We start from the raw sequence: 15,807 nt of genomic DNA on the forward strand, positions 1-15,807 counted from the left end.
TTACATCCATTACTATAACCACGACCGAATCAAACTGAAGTTAAAAGGGCTGAGTCCTGTGCAATACAGAACCCAGCCCTTGAGCGCCTAGCTTTTATACTGTCCAACTAATTGGGGTCAGTTCAATAGGCGGCTCTTTGTTTGGGGGCTGAACAAAGCAGGTTTTATTCGCCCAGATATGCTTGCTGAATCTTAGGGTTAGCCAGCAGGTTTTCTGCGGTATCTGCTAAGGTGATTTTTCCTGACTCCATCACATAGCCACGGTTGGCGGTTTGCAAAGCCAGTTTGGCATTTTGTTCTACCAGCAGCATGGTGACCCCTTCGGCGGCGATCATTTTGATGATCTCAAAAATCTTTTGCACAATAATCGGCGCAAGGCCCATCGATGGCTCATCCAGCAGCAGCAGCTTGGGGCGGCCTAATATGGCGCGGCCAATTGCCACCATTTGCTGCTCACCGCCAGACAGCGTGCCCGCCAGCTGCTTCATCCGCTCTTTTAGTCTTGGAAAAAGGTAGTAAACGCGCTCCATATCATGCTCAATGCCTGCTTTATCGTTGCGCGTGTATGCCCCCATTAACAGGTTTTCTTCGACGGTCAGGCGGCTGAAAATGCCCCGGCCTTCGGGCACCATAATCAGCCCTTGTTTAACGTAATCGTAAATAGGTTTTTTAGCGGTCGACTGGCCATCAAATAAAATATCGCCCGAGCTGGGGTTGCACATACCGATCAGCGTTTTAAGGGTTGTGGTTTTACCCGCGCCATTGGCACCAATCAGGGCCACCAGCTCGCCTTGGTGGATTTCTAAATCAATTCCTTTTACGGCATGAATGCCGCCGTAGGCCACTTTTAAGTCTTTTACTTGTAATAATGGGCTACTCATTTTTGTGCAACTCCTTGAAAAGCTTCGCGCCAATTGTTTTTTGAGGGCGCTTTGGCTTGCAGTAACAGCGTGCTCATTCCGGGGCAACGCCCAGATAGGCTTCAATCACACGGGGATCATTTTTTACGATGTCGGGTATGCCTTCGGCGATTTTCTTTCCGTAATCGAGCACCGCGATGCGATCACATAAATCCATCATGAGTTTTACATCGTGCTCGATCAGCAAGATAGTGACGCCATCGTTTCTGATTTTTTCCATCAGCTTTTTCAGATCGTCTGTTTCTTTGGGATTCATCCCCGCAGCCGGCTCATCCAGCGCCAGCAGCTTGGGGCGTGTCGCTAAGGCACGGGCAATTTCCAGACGGCGCTGATCGCCGTAGGATAAGTTGCGTGCCAGCTCTTTGGCGTGCTTGCTGATTCCTACATAGGCAAGCAGTTCAGTCGCTTTAGTGTGGATATCGCGCTCTTCTTTGACGGCTTTGGGGCTATGGAAAATCGCGCCCAGAATACCGGACTGAGTGCGCACGTGCTGGCCGACCATTACGTTTTCGAGTGCCGTCATATTGGCAAAAAGGCGGATATTCTGAAAAGTGCGGGCAATGCCTGATTCAACAACGATATTGGGTTTTTGGCGGAATAAATCCAGACCATTAAAACTAAAGTGGCCTTCATCAGGCTGATACAGCCCGGTAAGCACATTAAACAGCGTGGTTTTGCCAGCGCCATTAGGGCCGATTAAGCCGTAAATTTCGCCTTTATTGATGGTCAGCCCAACACCAGACAAAGCATGCAGCCCGCCAAAACGCTTGGTAATGCCTTCAATTTTTAACAGTAATTCGCTCATGCTTTTGCCTCCTCATCTTTTTCATGAAATTCTGCTTTGCGGCGCTTGGATGGCCACAGGCCTTCGGGGCGGAGCAGCATAATCACGATCATGGCAAGGCCAAAAATCAGCATGCGTAAATTTTCTGGATCAACGACTTTGCGGCCAACGATGGCTTGTTGCAGCGGGTTGATTACATCACGCAAAATCTCAGGCGTGATCGATACAATAATCGCCCCCAGAATTACGCCAGGGATATGCCCCATTCCGCCTAAGACCACCATGCACAGCACCATGATGGATTCCATCAGCACAAATGATTCTGGTGAAACAAAACCCTGGAAGCTGGCAAATAAAGCCCCAGATACACCGCCAAAGCTTGCGCCCATTGCAAACGCCAGCAGTTTGATATTTCGGGTGTTAATGCCCATGGCGTTGGCGGCAATTTCATCTTCACGAATTGCTACCCATGCACGGCCAATACGGGAGTTTTGCAGGCGCATGGAGACAAAAATAATCAAAAGACAAAACGCCAGAATCAAGTAGTAGTAGAGGTGTACTTTTTCAAAAGAGAGGCCCAAAAACTCAATAGGGCGGCCAAAATCGTAACCGGCTACATGAATGCTCTTAATATTGTTAATGCCCTGTGGCCCATTGGTGATGTTGATGGGGCGATCCAGGTTGTTCATAAAAATACGGATAATTTCACCAAAGCCTAAGGTAACAATGGCCAGATAATCACCGCGCAGCTTTAAAGTGGGTGAGCCTAATAAAACACCAAACAGCCCGGCAACTAAGCCTGCCATTAGAATCATGACAGGAAAAGAAGGAGAAATAAGCCAAGCAGGCAAAACAGCAGCCAGATGAGGCGAGTTTAAAATGGCATAGAGATAGGCGCCTACGGCATAAAAAGCGATATAACCTAAATCCAGAAGGCCTGCGTAGCCGACAACAATATTCAGCCCGAGGGCCAGCATGATATAGAGCAGGGCAAAATCGATGGTGCGAATCCAGGATTTGCCGCTTTCAAAGCTGCCTGTTAATGCAAAAGGCAGGACCAGCATCACGACTGTCAGCACCGCCATGGCGATCAGCCGTGTGCGGGGATTTTCAAGTTTTAATAGCATCATGTTTCCCCTGGGCATTAAGCACGGTCAGCAACACGCTCGCCCAACAGGCCGGACGGACGGAAGACCAGTACGATAATCAGTACGATAAAAGCGAAGATGTCTTTGTAGTTACTGCCAAATGCACCACCGGTTAAATCGCCCAGATAGCCAGAGCCCAGGCTTTCGATGAGGCCGAGCAACAGCCCGCCTAATACTGCACCACCTAAATTACCAATCCCGCCCAGAACCGCTGCAGTAAAGGCTTTCAGGCCAATCAGAAAACCCATATAGGCATGGGCCTGGTCGTAATTTGCGGCAACCATGACGCCTGCTACCGCGCCCAGTGCAGAGCCAATCATAAATACCATAGAAATGATGGAGTTGATGTTTACACCCATTAAGCCTGCAACTTCCGGATTTTGTGCAGTTGCGCGCATGGCACGGCCCAGCTTGGTGCGCTCAATCAGGAAAAACAGGCCTGCCATTAAAGCTAGGGCTAGCCCAATGATGGCGATTTGCAGGCTGGTAATGGTTGCGCCGCCAATTTCATGCACGGTGCTGGGCAAAATGGCTGGGAAAGGGCGGTAGTTGCGGCCCCAGATCAGCATGGCGGCTTGTTGCAAGACAATGGATACGCCAATGGCTGTAATCAGGGGGGCAAGCCTTGGGGCTTTACGCAGCGGGCGATAGGCAATTTTCTCAATCGCATAGCCTAAAAGAATCGAGACAGGCACGGCCATCATAAAGCCAATTAATAAAAGCATAGGGCCGGGCAAGGCGACGTTGTGGCCAATTAAGACGTTGATGCAGGTAATGGTGACCATCGCGCCAATCATCACAATCTCGCCGTGGGCAAAATTGATCAGCTGCATGATGCCGTACACCATGGTGTAGCCAAGGGCAATCAGCGCATAAATGCTACCGACAACCAAGCCATTAAAAATTTGCTGGAGAAAAATATCCACGTTGTTTAGGCCCAAGTAAGGAGTGCAGATGCGATTGAATAAGACCATTACAGTTTGGTCTGAGTACAAAAATTAACCTTGAATAATTGCTGCGGATACTTGTGAATTTCCCCAACTGGCAATCTGGGGTGAGGCCGTTTTAAACAGGAAGATTAAAGCCTATTGGCTAATGTATTCTATTTAGATATAAGTTTGTTGTTATTTCATTATCATTGTTTTGAATGCTTTATTCTTTTTTTAAAACAGGAGTATAGGGTTTTTGCTCTGTAATCAGGATGAGGAATTAATTTAAGCTCGCTAAATAGGTGCTGGGGTTTAAACCTTAGGGAGTGGCGGGGGTGAACTTAGTTTTAGAAAAGGATATTAGCTAGGCGGCGTTGAAAATTGGCGGGGTAAGAATAGACAGACTGTTGTTTACAGAAATAAAAAAGCCACCGGATAGGATCCGGTGGCTTTGGGTAGGCTTATTTCAGACCTGATTAAAACTGCTTGGTTTGAACCTGAACTAAAGGCTCTGCAGTGTGATCACTTGCTGGCGCAGCTGCATCACGGCGCGGCGCACGGGGTGTATCTGCTGCCGGTTTTGCTGCTGCTTCAGTATTGCCAGCAGCTTGTGTTTCAACTTGCTGCAGCATCGGTGCTTCGTTCACCAGCGGTGTGTTTGCAGCTTGCACGTCACTGCGGCGACGGCGCACTGGTGCCACAACAACCGGCTCTTCGGCAGCTGCCGGCAGGCTGCGGGTAGCAACCATGACCAGTCCTGCGGCTTCAGGTGTACCAATTTGTAATGCTGGTGCTGGTGCAGCCGGCGTCACAGGTGCAGGTACAACAGGCGCTGGCTCAGCCGGGGTAACTGCAACAACAGGGGCTGCAGGAGCTGCAACCGGTGCTGGCGCAGCAACAGGCTCTGCCACGACAACAGGCGCAGGTGTGTTGGCTACTGCCGGAGCAGGAGTCGCTTCTGCCACCGGAGCAGCCGGAGCAATCACCGGTGCGGCAGGGATGACCACTGCAGGTACAACAACCGGGGCAGCAGGAGCAATCTCAGCAACTGCCGCAGGTGCTGCCGGAGCGACTGGTGCAGCTACAGTTTCCACTGGCGCAATATTAACCACAGGGGCCGCAGGTGTAACGTTTACAGCCGGAGCAATAACCGGTGCTGGCGCTGGGGCAGGGATGCTCACAACGGGCGCTGGTGCAGGGGCTGAAGCCACAAAGCCGGGTGCTGGTGCATCAATGGCTGTGAAGGCTGCTTCTGCACCGCTGGTTTCAACACGCTCACCACGACGCTCGCCACGGCGGCTGCGACGGCGGCGGCTGCGTTGCTGCTCGCTGGCTTCATCTGTGTTGTTTTCTGCAACAGGTGCATTTAACAACGCTTCTGTATTACTTGCTGCAGCGGCTTCTTTGCGTGGCTGACGTTCCTGACGTGGCGGGCGCTCGTTACGCGGGCGTTGTTCTGCCGGGGCTTCGCTGCGTTCAGTGCGATCATTGCGCTCGTTCCGTTCACGTGGCTCGCGGTTTTCACGCGCTTCACGATTTTCACGGCTCTTTTGCAAGTCTTCTTCGATGCGTGGTTTGCCACTGCCGCGACGTGCCTGTGCAGGTGCTTCTTCATTACGGGCAGGACGCTCTGCGCGTGGTGCCTGGCCTTCACGTGGCTCACGCGGCGGACGCTGGCCACGATCATTGCGGTTACGCGAGTTATTTTGCGGACGCGCGGCAGCCACAGGTTTAGGTGGCTCAACCGGAGCAGCAGGCTCACCCTGGAACCATGTCAGCAGTTTTTTCCACAGTGATGGTGCAGCAACGGTGTCGCTCGGTGCGGCAATACGATCACGGGCAGAGATTGGCGCTGGCTGGTCAGGCGTAATACCCTTCACCATGGCTTCCTGACGCTTGGTTTGCTCTTCTTTTACCTTACCTGGCTGGTAGCCGGTTTCACTTGGCTGATCAACCATTTTGTAGGAAGGAATGACGTCTTCATTGCTGCCAATGTCTTCGTGACGAAGGCGTGACAGGTTGTAGTTGGGTGTTTCCAGATGGGTATTTGGAATCAGTACCACACTGACTTTCAGGCGCGCTTCAAGTGCAAAAATTTCAGCACGTTTTTCATTGAGCAGGAAGGTCGCAACATCAACCGGCACCTGTGCATGGATTGCACCGGTGTTTTCCTTCATTGATTCTTCTTGAATAATCCGCAGAATATTGAGTGCAGAAGATTCGATGCCGCGTGTAAAGCCGGTGCCGTGGCAGCGCGGGCAAGCAATATGGCTGGTTTCTTCTAATGAAGGCTGCAGGCGCTGGCGGGATAATTCCATTAGGCCAAAGCGGCTGATTTTGCCTGTCTGAACGCGGGCACGGTCGTGGTGTAGGGCGTCACGCAGACGGTTTTCTACTTCGCGCTGATTCTTTGGGTTTTCCATGTCGATAAAATCGATCACGATCAAACCACCCACGTCACGCAGACGCATCTGACGAGCGATTTCGTCAGCGGCTTCCATATTGGTGCGCAATGCGGTTTCTTCGATGTCGGCACCCTTGGTGGAGCGGGCCGAGTTCACGTCAATAGAATAAAGCGCTTCGGTTTTGTCGATCACAATTGCGCCGCCGGAAGGCAAATTCACTTCGCGGGCAAAGGCTGTTTCGATCTGATGCTCGATTTGGAAGCGTGAAAACAGCGGTACGTCATCCTGGTAGAACTTCACGCGGTTTACATTGGCCGGCATTACATGGCTCATAAACTGGCGTGCCTGCTCATAAATATCGAGCTTATCAATCAGAAGTTCGCCGATTTCAGGCTGGAAGTAATCACGGATTGCACGGATGACTAAGCTTGATTCTTGATAAATCAAGAATGCGCCAGTCTGGGTAGAAGCAGCGCCCTCAACTGCACGCCAGAGTTGCAGCAGGTAGTTTAAATCCCACTGTAATTCTTCGGCATTGCGGCCAATCGCTGCAGTGCGTGCGATCAGGCTCATGCCGTTTGGCGTTTCAAGCTGATCAAGAACGGCGCGAAGCTCGTTGCGCTCTTCACCCTCAATGCGGCGGGAAACACCACCACCACGCGGGTTGTTTGGCATCAGTACCAAATAACGGCCAGCAAGACTGATATAGGTCGTCAGGGCTGCGCCTTTATTGCCACGCTCGTCTTTCTCTACCTGAACGATCAGTTCCTGACCTTCTTTAAGAGAATCACCGATACGCGGGCGGCCATTGCCGTCGCCATTGTCGTTCAGGTAGGCGCGGGCGACTTCCTTAAACGGCAAAAAGCCATGGCGATCGCAGCCGTAATCAATGAAGCAGGCTTCAAGGCTAGGCTCTACGCGGGTAATCACACCCTTGTAGATATTGGATTTCCGCTGTTCTTTACCAACGGTTTCAATGTCGAGGTCAACTAGCTTCTGACCATCAACAATCGCAACGCGCAGCTCTTCAGCCTGCGTTGCGTTAAATAACATACGTTTCATAAAAAAGACTCCAGCACGCACTCACGCGGCAGGAATTAGGTTCTGGCATGCCCAGTGTAACTGCCTGAACGCAGGCGGTTAATAAGTGCCCGCATCATATTGATGGCGCTGGGGGAGTTAGGCTGTTTCCATGCAATTATTTACAGCGGCCTGCAAAAGGGCGGTGAAGTTTATACCTGGACTTGGAAATCGGCCTAAAATCCTTGTTAAGCAATGATTTAAACAAGGATCTGGATTCGGTTTCTTGCTGGTTTTTATTCTTCTCTCACCTTTTTTTTGCGGCCATTACAATGGTGACTAGCTGCCGAACGTACCATACCGGCGTTTTTACTTGTTTTTCTGTAAAAGTAGGCCAGTACGCTAATAAGAATCCGATGAGTGCTTTATATATATAAATCAATTACCATCGCTGCTTTTTGCGGTGAGCGAGATAACCGCTTCCCGGAACTTGTTGCATCAGCTTGACGGCAGATAGGCGAGCCCCGCGCTCGCGCTCCCAGTTTTGCTAAGACTGGCTTTTTGTGCCAGTTGGGAGGGGCAGAGCATATTTCTCTACGGCGGGAAGGTAATCGCCGACTGTATCGTCTTGCAGTATTGCTTTAAGAGCGGGATCTAAAAGTGGCCTTGGCCACCTTGCGCAGTGCTTGTTCTGAGGGGGCTGTTAAAAAGTCCCTTATCAAAACAAGCCCTTGCGGTAATCGTTGCCGTTGCGTTTTTATCGCACCGGCCAACCTGCCGCAACCTTCTGGGTTGTGGCGTGCGGAGAGTATAAGTCAAGATGAAGGGCAGTAGCAAAGCATCCGTCACGTTCCTGACCGTGGATGAAGAAGATGCCGGCCAAAGGCTGGATAATTTTTTGTTAAAACACCTCAAGGGCGTACCCAAAAGTCATGTTTATCGTATTGTGCGCAGCGGTGAAGTTCGCGTAAATAAAGGCCGCAGTGATGTGACTTATCGCATCGTTGCCGGTGATATTTTACGTTTGCCGCCGGTCCGTGTTGCAGAGAAGCCAGATGCCACGCCAGCTGTGGCGGCTTCGCACCGTATTGATATACCCATCATCTTTGAAGATGATGCCATTTTAATTTTAAATAAACCCGCCGGACTGGCAGTTCATGGTGGATCGGGCGTCAGTTTTGGTCTGATTGAGCTGATTCGTGCTCAGCGGCCGCAAGCTAAATTTCTGGAATTAGTGCACAGGCTGGACAGAGAAACGTCGGGCATTCTGATGGTGGCCAAAAAGCGCTCTGCGCTGACTGTTTTGCAAGATGCCTTGCGTGATAATCACCGGATTGATAAGCGATATTTGGCTTTGGTGAAAGGTGTGTGGGAAAATCCACGCAGCCATGTTAAATTTTCTTTGCTGAAATACAACACTGCCGAGGGTGAGCGTCGTGTGCGTGTTTCGCCGGAAGGTAAGATTTCGCACACGGTTGTGAATCGCCGTCAGGTCTGGAAAGATTGTTCCTTGCTGGAATGCGAGCTTAAAACTGGGCGCACTCATCAGATTCGGGTGCACCTTGCTGCAAGCGAGCATCCTATTCTGGGCGATGAGAAATACGGTGACTTTGCTTTAAATAAAATCTTGCCAAGGCTAGGGCTGCGGCGCATGTTTCTGCATGCATGGCGCCTGGTGGTTGATCACCCCATTACTGGTAAATCATTAGAGCTGGAAGCGCCTTTGCCGCCCGAATTACAATCTTATATCGACCAACTTGAGAAAACGCATGCCTAAGCAATTTGATTTGCTGGTTTTTGATTGGGATGGCACTTTGATGGATTCCACGGGCACGATCGCCCGTGCTATTCAATCGGCTTTTGCAGAGGTTGGCTTAGCTGTGCCATCAGATAAAGAAGCGCGTTATGTGATTGGCTACGGTATGCATGAGGCCATGCAGCATCTTGCACCTGAAGCCAGTGCCACGCAGATTACTGAGGTTGTAGGGGCGTACCGGCGCTTTTATTTAGCCCAGGATCAGGATGTGGCTTTATACGACGGGGTGCTGGATGCACTGCCTTTGTTTGCTGATGCAGGCTTTCAAATGGCTGTGGCAACGGGTAAATCCAGAGTGGGTTTAGACCGGGTGCTGGCGTCTACGGGGCTGGATGCGTTTTTTAAAATTACGCGCACGGCTGATGAAGCGTTTTCCAAGCCTCATCCTGCAATGCTGCATTACATTCTGGATAAATGCGGAGTGGAGGGTAGCCGGGCAGTGATGATTGGTGACACCACGCATGATTTGCAACTGGCACAAAATGCGGGGACGCAAAGTTTAGCGCTCACCTATGGCGCACACAAATTGCCTGAGTTATTAACATGCAAGCCGCTGGCGCATTTTGATGATTTCCATGCTTTAAAAGACTGGATTTTATTAAATGCCTGATCGGGTGCTGTGCCAGAGCCAGAACTTAGCAGAGCGGGGCCTGGCGCTGCGCTTTACCCTTATGTGGGGAGGGCGTGAACGGAATGCTTTCGTACTTCGGTATGATGGTCAGGTGTATGCATATATTAACGAGTGTGCACATATTCCAATTGAGCTGGATTTTAAACCGGGAGATTTTTTTGATTACTCCCGCTCCTGGCTTGTTTGTTCTACACACGGCGCATATTATGCGCCCGACACGGGTCTTTGCTTGGGCGGCCCTTGCCCGGGCCGCAAGCTTGTTTCTTTACCGGTTCGCGAATACGCGGGCCAAGTCTGCCTGATTGAGGAAAAAACACAGCATGAATGAATCCTGGGAACGCGAACAATTACAAAGTTTGCTGCATGCCGGTATTAAAGAAAGACGCAGTGCACGCCGCTGGAATATCTTTTTTAAGCTGGTCACTTTTAGTATTGTGATTCTGATTCTGGCCATGATGATGGGCTGGGTGGGCAAGAAAGCCAGTGATGAGCTGGCTGGGCCGCATACTGCCGTGGTTCGGCTGGAGGGGGCTATTTCAGCGGGTGGCGAGGCCGATGCAGCTACCCTGATCGAAGGTTTAACTGCTGCGTTTGAAGATAAAAACACCAAAGCGGTGATTTTACAGGCCAACAGCCCGGGTGGCAGCCCGGTGCAGGCAGGGATGATGTCGGATGAAATTGCCCGCTTGAAAAAGCTGCATCCTAAGATCCCTTTCTATGTGGTGATTGAGGAAATTTGCGCTTCGGGTTGCTATTACGCAGCCGCAGGCGCAGACAAAATCTACGCGGATAAGGCTTCTATGGTGGGCTCGATTGGCGTATTGATGGATGGTTTTGGTTTTAGCGGTGTCATGGAAAAACTGGGCGTAGAGCGTCGTTTGCTGACGGCTGGTGCAAATAAAGGCTTTTTAGACCCTTATTCGCCAATGAGCCAGGGCCAGCGGGATAAGGCGCAGGTCATGCTGGATGAGATTCATCAGCAGTTTATTGCGGTGGTTAAAGCTGGCCGCGGGAATAAGCTGGCAGATAATCCAGATCTCTTTTCCGGCCTGGTATGGAGTGGTGCGGCCAGCGTCAAAATGGGTCTGGTTGATGCATTAGGCTCGGTGGACAGCGTTGCGCGTGATGTGGTTAAGGCGAAAGATATTGTCGATTTTACGCCCCGCCCAAGTTATGCAGACCGCCTGGCCCGCCAGATTGGGGTGTCTGCGGCAAACAAGCTGGTTTCAGAATTTAATCTGCAGCTGAAGTAATAGGCAGGACAGGTTTTAATATATTGGCTTGTGCAGGTGGGTGCAGCAATGTACCCGCCTTTTATCTTGAAAAGGAGCTCAGCATGGCACGCAAGCGCAGGCACGAGGAGCATGATAACCATGAGCGCTGGTTAGTGTCTTATGCAGACTTTATTACCCTGTTATTTGCTTTTTTTGTGGTGATGTACGCTATTTCATCGGTGAATGAAGGCAAATACAAGGTGTTGTCAAATTCAATGGTGGATGCATTTAAGCAAACACCAACCAGCAAAGAAGTGATCAAACAAAACCAGCCTGTTGCAGGTGTGCCGGATAAGCTTGTGGTGCTGACGGCTGTATCTACCCCTTTGCCCAGCCCTAAAGTGCTTGAGCAGACACAAAAAATGCAAGGCATGGCTGGTGATTTAAAAAAATCGTTGGGTACTTTGATTGATCAGGGCAAGGTGCGCGTCACTCAGTCCAAGCGGGGTATTGCGGTAGAAATCAGCGATTCAGTTTTGTTTGATACTGCCAAGGCAGATTTGCATACTGAATCGGCCACCGCGCTGATTGCGGTGGCTGAAATGGTTAAGAATACGGATAACCTGATTCAGATCGAAGGCAATACGGATAATCAGGCCATGCGCTCCGGGCAGTTTCCTTCCAACTGGGAATTATCTGCGGCCCGTGCAGCCAGCGTGGTGCGTTTATTTGTTGATGTAGGCGTAGCGCCGCAGCGTCTGGTGGCAATCGGCTATGGTGAATTTCGGCCGCAAGGCAGTAATGACACCCCGGAAGGCCGGGCCAGCAATCGCAGGGTGACTTTGAATATTCTTGCTGATAATAAAGACGAAGTAGCGGTGCTGCCCCTGGGGAATGAAGCCAGGCCTGCTCCCGCACCTCCTGCGCCTAAATAAAGGCGCATCAGTCATGCCTCCCTCAGGAAAAAGATCTGCAGGCACAGAGAACACGAAGTTTAAAGGCAGTACGCCAGGAATATCCTGAGGGATGATGGCGTTTGCTTTTCTGTTTGTGTTCTGTGTCCCGCTTATCCCGGTGTTTACAGGTCTGAGGCTGGGGCTTTCTGTTTAAATCGAAAAATCCTCACTCACTCCGCTTAAGGCCTGCATGGCTAAGTGGGCGCTGAGAAATACTTCCCCGTCCAGCGTGCTCAGCATTTCACTGCGGCGCAAATGATCCATAACAGGGCCTTTTACTTCGGCCAGATGGATTTTAATTTGCCGCACCCGCAGGTTTTCTTGCAGCAGGCTGATCGCCTGCATGGCACTGTAATCAATACTGTTAACCGCAGACAGAATAAGCAGCAGATGTTTCGCGGCAGGTGCCTGGGCAAGAATTTGGATAAGTTCAGCCTGTATTTTTGCGCTATTGCCAAAATAAAGGCTTTCATCAATTCGGATGGCCACAACGGCCGGACAGGTTTGGGTGGTAAAACGGTTGATGTTTCTAAAATGCTCTGTGCCCGCAATCCGGCCGACGACGGCGATATGCGGCTGGCTGCTGCGGCATAAAAACAGAATGAGCGATACCCCTGTCCCGGCCACAATGCCCTGCATGGCGCCTAAAAGTAAAACAGCGATGGCTGTGCTGATAAAAGCAGCCCCGTCACGCCAGTCATAGCGCCAGCTGCGAATCAGAAAATCAAAATCAATCAGGCGAATGGCTACCAGAATAATGGTGGCGGCTAACAGTACTTGCGGCAGGAGCGCTAAGTAATCGCTGAACCAGTGTGCCGCCAGAGCAATCCATACTGCCGTCATCACGCCCGCCAGAGGGGTATGTGCGCCCGAAGCGGCATTGACGGCTGTGCGGGAAAACCCGCCGCTCACTGGAAACCCGCCACTTGCTGCAGCTGCAATATTGGCGGCACCCAAACCAATCAGCTCCTGATTGCTGTCGATATTTCGCCTGGCTTTGAGCGCCAGGCTTTGAGCAATGGTGATGCTTTGCAAAAAGCCAGCCAAACCAATGGTGATGGCAGGCAGCCAGAGCCTGGCGAGCTGATCCGGATGAAGATCAGGCCAGGAAAACACGGGCAACTGGCCGGGGAATGGGCCAATTAAGCGCGTTTGGATGTTTAAGCGGTGCACTGCGGCGGTGATTAGCAGTATCAGAAACAGCGGGCTGAGTTTGGCGATCAGCTGGGCATGGGGCACTTTTTTATTCAGCAGCAGGGTATTGAGTGGCTGCCCCAGCAGCCAGAGTAAAGCAAGGCAAGTCAGGCCCAAAAGAAGGTGATGGGGCTGATGCATGATGACGTGCAGCAGCGTGTGATCCTGCGCGCCAAGCAGTGGGGCGGTTTGCCCAATGATGATCAGGATGGCGGCACCGCTGGTAAAGCCGTTAATCACGGGGTGGGAAAGAAGTTGCGTTATAAAGCCGAGCCTCAGCAAGCCAAGGGCGGCTAAAAACAAGCCAGAGAGCAGGGCAAGGCTGGCGGCCAGTGCGCTGTATTCTGCCGAACCCATGGCGGCCAGCGGCGCTAAGGCACTGGCGGTCATCACGGCGCTGATGGCCATGGGGCCGACCGATTGCACCATGCTGCTGGCAAAAAATGCATAAACCACCAGCGGTAAAATACTGGCATAAATTCCGGCTTGCGGCGGCAGGCCTGCCAGCAAGGCGTAGGCCAGGCTTTGTGGAATAAGAAGCACGGCAACAATCAGGCTGGCGCTTAAATCTCCGGCAAAAGTTTTTTTCTGGTACTGGGGCAGCCATTGCAAAATCGGAAAAAACTTTGCCAGGGATTGGGTGGCCTTCATGACTTTTTGGGGATCAGAGTAAAAATAAACATGCCAATAAGCATGGATACGACAAAGATAAACGCCTTCACTTCGCCCATGGCAAGCGCAACAAGGCCAGGGCCCGGGCAAATGCCAGCCAGCCCCCAGCCAATACCAAAAAGAATGCTGCCTGCAATCAGCGGGCGATCAATGATCTTGCTGTCTGGCAAAGCCATTTTTTCATGGGTCAGCAAGGTTTGTTTACGGGTTTGGGCCCAAATAAAAAAGGGAGTGGCAGTTGCAATGGCGCCTGCCATGACCAGCGCCAGGCTTGGATCCCAGTGACCGGTTAAATCAAGAAAACCAATCACTTTGGCCGGGTTAACCATGCCAGAAATAATCAGCCCAAGGCTGAACAGCAGCCCGGCAAATAAAGCAATCATCTTGAGCATTTGATCTCTCAGAGCAGGTGGTGGGTAAGAAATACGGTGATAAAGCCTGCGCCCATAAAGCTGGCGACCGCGGCGAGAGAGCGGATCGAAAAACGGGATAAGCCGCAAACTCCGTGGCCGCTGGTGCAGCCACTGCCATAGCGCGTGCCTGTGCCCACTAATAATCCGGCAACGATAATGACCGGTGTGCTGGCGCTGATTTGAATCTCTGCGGGAGTTTTAAAGGCAAGCCAAAGCAGGGGGGTAAGCAGCATGCCAACCAAGAAAAAAACACGCCATGCCATATCTGCAGAAGCGCTGAGTAAACCGCCTAAAATACCACTGATGCCTGCAATTTTTCCGGCCAGCAGGGCGAGCAAGCCACTGGCAAGACCAAGTAATGCACCGCCAAGCAAGGCGCTCCATGGTGTGAAATGAATCCAGTCAATTTGCATCCGGTGTCTCCCTGGTCTCAATCGGGCAGTAAAGGGCGTAGAGCACTTCCAGCAATTGCTGTACTTCGGCACTGGCCAGGCTGTAATAAATTCGTTTGCCATCCCGGCGTGTATTGACCAGGCCTTCTTTGCGTAAAACCGTAAGCTGCTGTGAGAGCGTAGGCTGGCGAATATCGAGCAGGGTTTCAAAATCAGAAACGCATTTTTCGCTGTCAACCATCTGGCAGAGCAGCAGCAGGCGGTCTTCATTGGCCATTACTTTTAAAATACGGGTTGCGCCATGTGCGGACTGGCGCATAGCAAGAATCTGTTGTGGAGTCATGATGTGTTCACTGGTGGTTCGTATTTTGACACATTATAGTTTTATATATAATATTTGCAAACATAATTATTATGGAGCAAGAAAAATGCAACAACCTCAAGTTGAAGCTTTTTATGACCCGAACACCTCAACCATCAGCTATATCGTGTTTGAGCAGCAGGGAGGGTATGCCGCTCTGATCGATACGGTGCTGGATTACGATGCCAAATCCGGGCGCACATCCTGTGTAAGCGCAGATAAATTGATTGAGTTTGTAAAGGCGAACGATTTAAAAGTAGATTGGATTCTTGAAACGCATGCTCACGCAGATCATCTGTCAGCGGCAGCATATTTAAAAGACAAGCTTGGCGGGAAAATTGCAATTGGCCAGCACATCAATCAGGTACAGGGTATTTTTAAACCAATCTTTGGCATGGAAGCGGATTTTGCCGTGGATGGCAGCCAGTTTGATGTGCTGTTTGCGGCTGGGGATGTATTTCAGATTGGCGCATTAAACGCCGAAGTTTTATTTGTGCCTGGCCATACACCCGCGGACATCGCTTTTTTGATAGGTGATGCTTTGTTTGTGGGCGATACCCTGTTTATGCCTGATGTGGGCACTGCACGCTGTGATTTCCCCGGGGGCGATGCGGCCTTGCTTTACGACTCTATTCAGCAGCTGCTGGCGCTGCCAGATACAAGCCGTGTCTTTGTCTGCCATGATTATGTACCCGCAGGGCGGTCTGCCGTGGCCTGGCAAAGCAGCATTGCCGATCAGCGTGAGGGCAATATTCATGTGCACCAAGGGATCAGCAAGGTTGAGTTTATTGCAATGCGGCAGGCAAGAGATAAAACGCTCGATATGCCACAATTGATTTTACCTTCGATTCAAATCAATATTCGGGCAGGCAGCTTTCCTCCGGCTGAGGTAGATGGACAGCGCTACATAAAAATACCCCTGAATGTTTTGTAATTTTTCTTTAAACAAACG

16 protein-coding genes are annotated in these 15,807 nt (G+C 51.0%); 7 read left to right on the forward strand and 9 right to left on the reverse strand.

Going from position 1 to position 15,807, the window contains the following annotated elements; translation table 11 throughout:
* The coding region (locus CSQ88_RS12620) for an IS3 family transposase (protein ID WP_143449393.1) at window positions 1–91 on the forward strand (91 nt) is incomplete at its 5' end.
* A gap of 73 nt (window positions 92–164) precedes the next feature.
* On the opposite strand, the gene CSQ88_RS12625 is transcribed toward CSQ88_RS12620, so the two are convergent.
* The 5 genes from CSQ88_RS12625 to CSQ88_RS12645 all read right to left on the reverse strand — a co-directional run bounded on the left by CSQ88_RS12625 (window position 165) and on the right by CSQ88_RS12645 (window position 7,248).
* Complete coding sequence (locus tag CSQ88_RS12625) at window positions 165–881, reverse strand: ABC transporter ATP-binding protein (RefSeq protein WP_099398452.1); 717 nt, start codon at window positions 879–881, stop codon at window positions 165–167.
* A 73-nt stretch (window positions 882–954) separates the two neighbouring features.
* On the reverse strand, window positions 955–1,725 hold the full coding sequence (locus CSQ88_RS12630; RefSeq protein WP_099398453.1) for an ABC transporter ATP-binding protein: 771 nt from the start codon (window positions 1,723–1,725) through the stop codon (window positions 955–957).
* Window positions 1,722–2,834 carry an ABC transporter ATP-binding protein gene (locus CSQ88_RS12635; RefSeq protein WP_099398454.1) on the reverse strand — a complete coding sequence of 371 codons (1,113 nt, stop codon included), beginning with the start codon at window positions 2,832–2,834 and terminating at the stop codon, window positions 1,722–1,724. The genes CSQ88_RS12630 and CSQ88_RS12635 overlap by 4 nt, the downstream gene beginning before the upstream one ends.
* A 14-nt stretch (window positions 2,835–2,848) precedes the next feature.
* Window positions 2,849–3,778: a branched-chain amino acid ABC transporter permease gene (locus CSQ88_RS12640; protein WP_099398492.1), complete on the reverse strand. Its 930-nt coding sequence runs from the start codon at window positions 3,776–3,778 to the stop codon at window positions 2,849–2,851.
* Window positions 3,779–4,257: 479 nt separating this feature from the next.
* The gene (locus CSQ88_RS12645; RefSeq protein WP_099398455.1) at window positions 4,258–7,248 is read right to left on the reverse strand and encodes an Rne/Rng family ribonuclease; all 2,991 of its coding nucleotides are present in this window, start codon (window positions 7,246–7,248) and stop codon (window positions 4,258–4,260) included.
* 778 nt (window positions 7,249–8,026) lie between these two features.
* Between CSQ88_RS12645 and CSQ88_RS12650 the strand changes: the two genes are divergently transcribed.
* From CSQ88_RS12650 to motD, 5 genes are all read left to right on the forward strand, one after another.
* Complete coding sequence (locus CSQ88_RS12650) at window positions 8,027–8,983, forward strand: RluA family pseudouridine synthase (protein WP_099398456.1); 957 nt, start codon at window positions 8,027–8,029, stop codon at window positions 8,981–8,983.
* Complete coding sequence (locus CSQ88_RS12655) at window positions 8,976–9,632, forward strand: HAD-IA family hydrolase (protein ID WP_099398457.1); 657 nt, start codon at window positions 8,976–8,978, stop codon at window positions 9,630–9,632. The genes CSQ88_RS12650 and CSQ88_RS12655 overlap by 8 nt, the downstream gene beginning before the upstream one ends.
* A complete protein-coding gene (locus CSQ88_RS12660) occupies window positions 9,625–9,981 on the forward strand; it encodes a Rieske 2Fe-2S domain-containing protein (protein ID WP_099398458.1) in 357 nt (118 codons plus the stop codon). Before CSQ88_RS12655 ends, CSQ88_RS12660 begins: the two co-directional genes overlap by 8 nt.
* On the forward strand, window positions 9,974–10,906 hold the full coding sequence (locus CSQ88_RS12665) for a S49 family peptidase (protein WP_099398459.1): 933 nt from the start codon (window positions 9,974–9,976) through the stop codon (window positions 10,904–10,906). Before CSQ88_RS12660 ends, CSQ88_RS12665 begins: the two co-directional genes overlap by 8 nt.
* A gap of 83 nt (window positions 10,907–10,989) precedes the next feature.
* Window positions 10,990–11,802 (forward strand): flagellar motor protein MotD, encoded by an 813-nt coding sequence (gene motD, locus CSQ88_RS12670; protein WP_099398460.1) that lies wholly within the window; start codon window positions 10,990–10,992, stop codon window positions 11,800–11,802.
* Window positions 11,803–11,973: 171 nt separating this feature from the next.
* Here the strand turns inward: motD and CSQ88_RS12675 are convergent, their stop codons facing one another.
* The 4 genes from CSQ88_RS12675 to CSQ88_RS12690 are packed head-to-tail and all read right to left on the reverse strand — an operon-like array spanning window position 11,974 to window position 14,837.
* A complete protein-coding gene (locus CSQ88_RS12675) occupies window positions 11,974–13,668 on the reverse strand; it encodes a SulP family inorganic anion transporter (RefSeq protein WP_099398461.1) in 1,695 nt (564 codons plus the stop codon).
* Window positions 13,665–14,081, reverse strand: coding sequence for a DUF6691 family protein (locus tag CSQ88_RS12680; RefSeq protein ID WP_099398462.1), 417 nt, complete (start codon window positions 14,079–14,081; stop codon window positions 13,665–13,667). Before CSQ88_RS12680 ends, CSQ88_RS12675 begins: the two co-directional genes overlap by 4 nt.
* A gap of 8 nt (window positions 14,082–14,089) precedes the next feature.
* Window positions 14,090–14,515, reverse strand: coding sequence for a YeeE/YedE family protein (locus tag CSQ88_RS12685; protein ID WP_099398463.1), 426 nt, complete (start codon window positions 14,513–14,515; stop codon window positions 14,090–14,092).
* A complete protein-coding gene (locus CSQ88_RS12690) occupies window positions 14,505–14,837 on the reverse strand; it encodes a helix-turn-helix transcriptional regulator (protein WP_218963081.1) in 333 nt (110 codons plus the stop codon). Before CSQ88_RS12690 ends, CSQ88_RS12685 begins: the two co-directional genes overlap by 11 nt.
* 85 nt (window positions 14,838–14,922) lie before the next feature.
* Here CSQ88_RS12690 and CSQ88_RS12695 point away from each other — a divergent pair, with 85 nt between their 5' ends.
* On the forward strand, window positions 14,923–15,789 hold the full coding sequence (locus CSQ88_RS12695; protein WP_099398465.1) for an MBL fold metallo-hydrolase: 867 nt from the start codon (window positions 14,923–14,925) through the stop codon (window positions 15,787–15,789).
* The last annotated feature ends 18 nt before the right edge of the window (window positions 15,790–15,807 follow it).

This window comes from Iodobacter sp. BJB302 (genome assembly GCF_002735645.1).
Taxonomy (GTDB): domain Bacteria; phylum Pseudomonadota; class Gammaproteobacteria; order Burkholderiales; family Chitinibacteraceae; genus Iodobacter.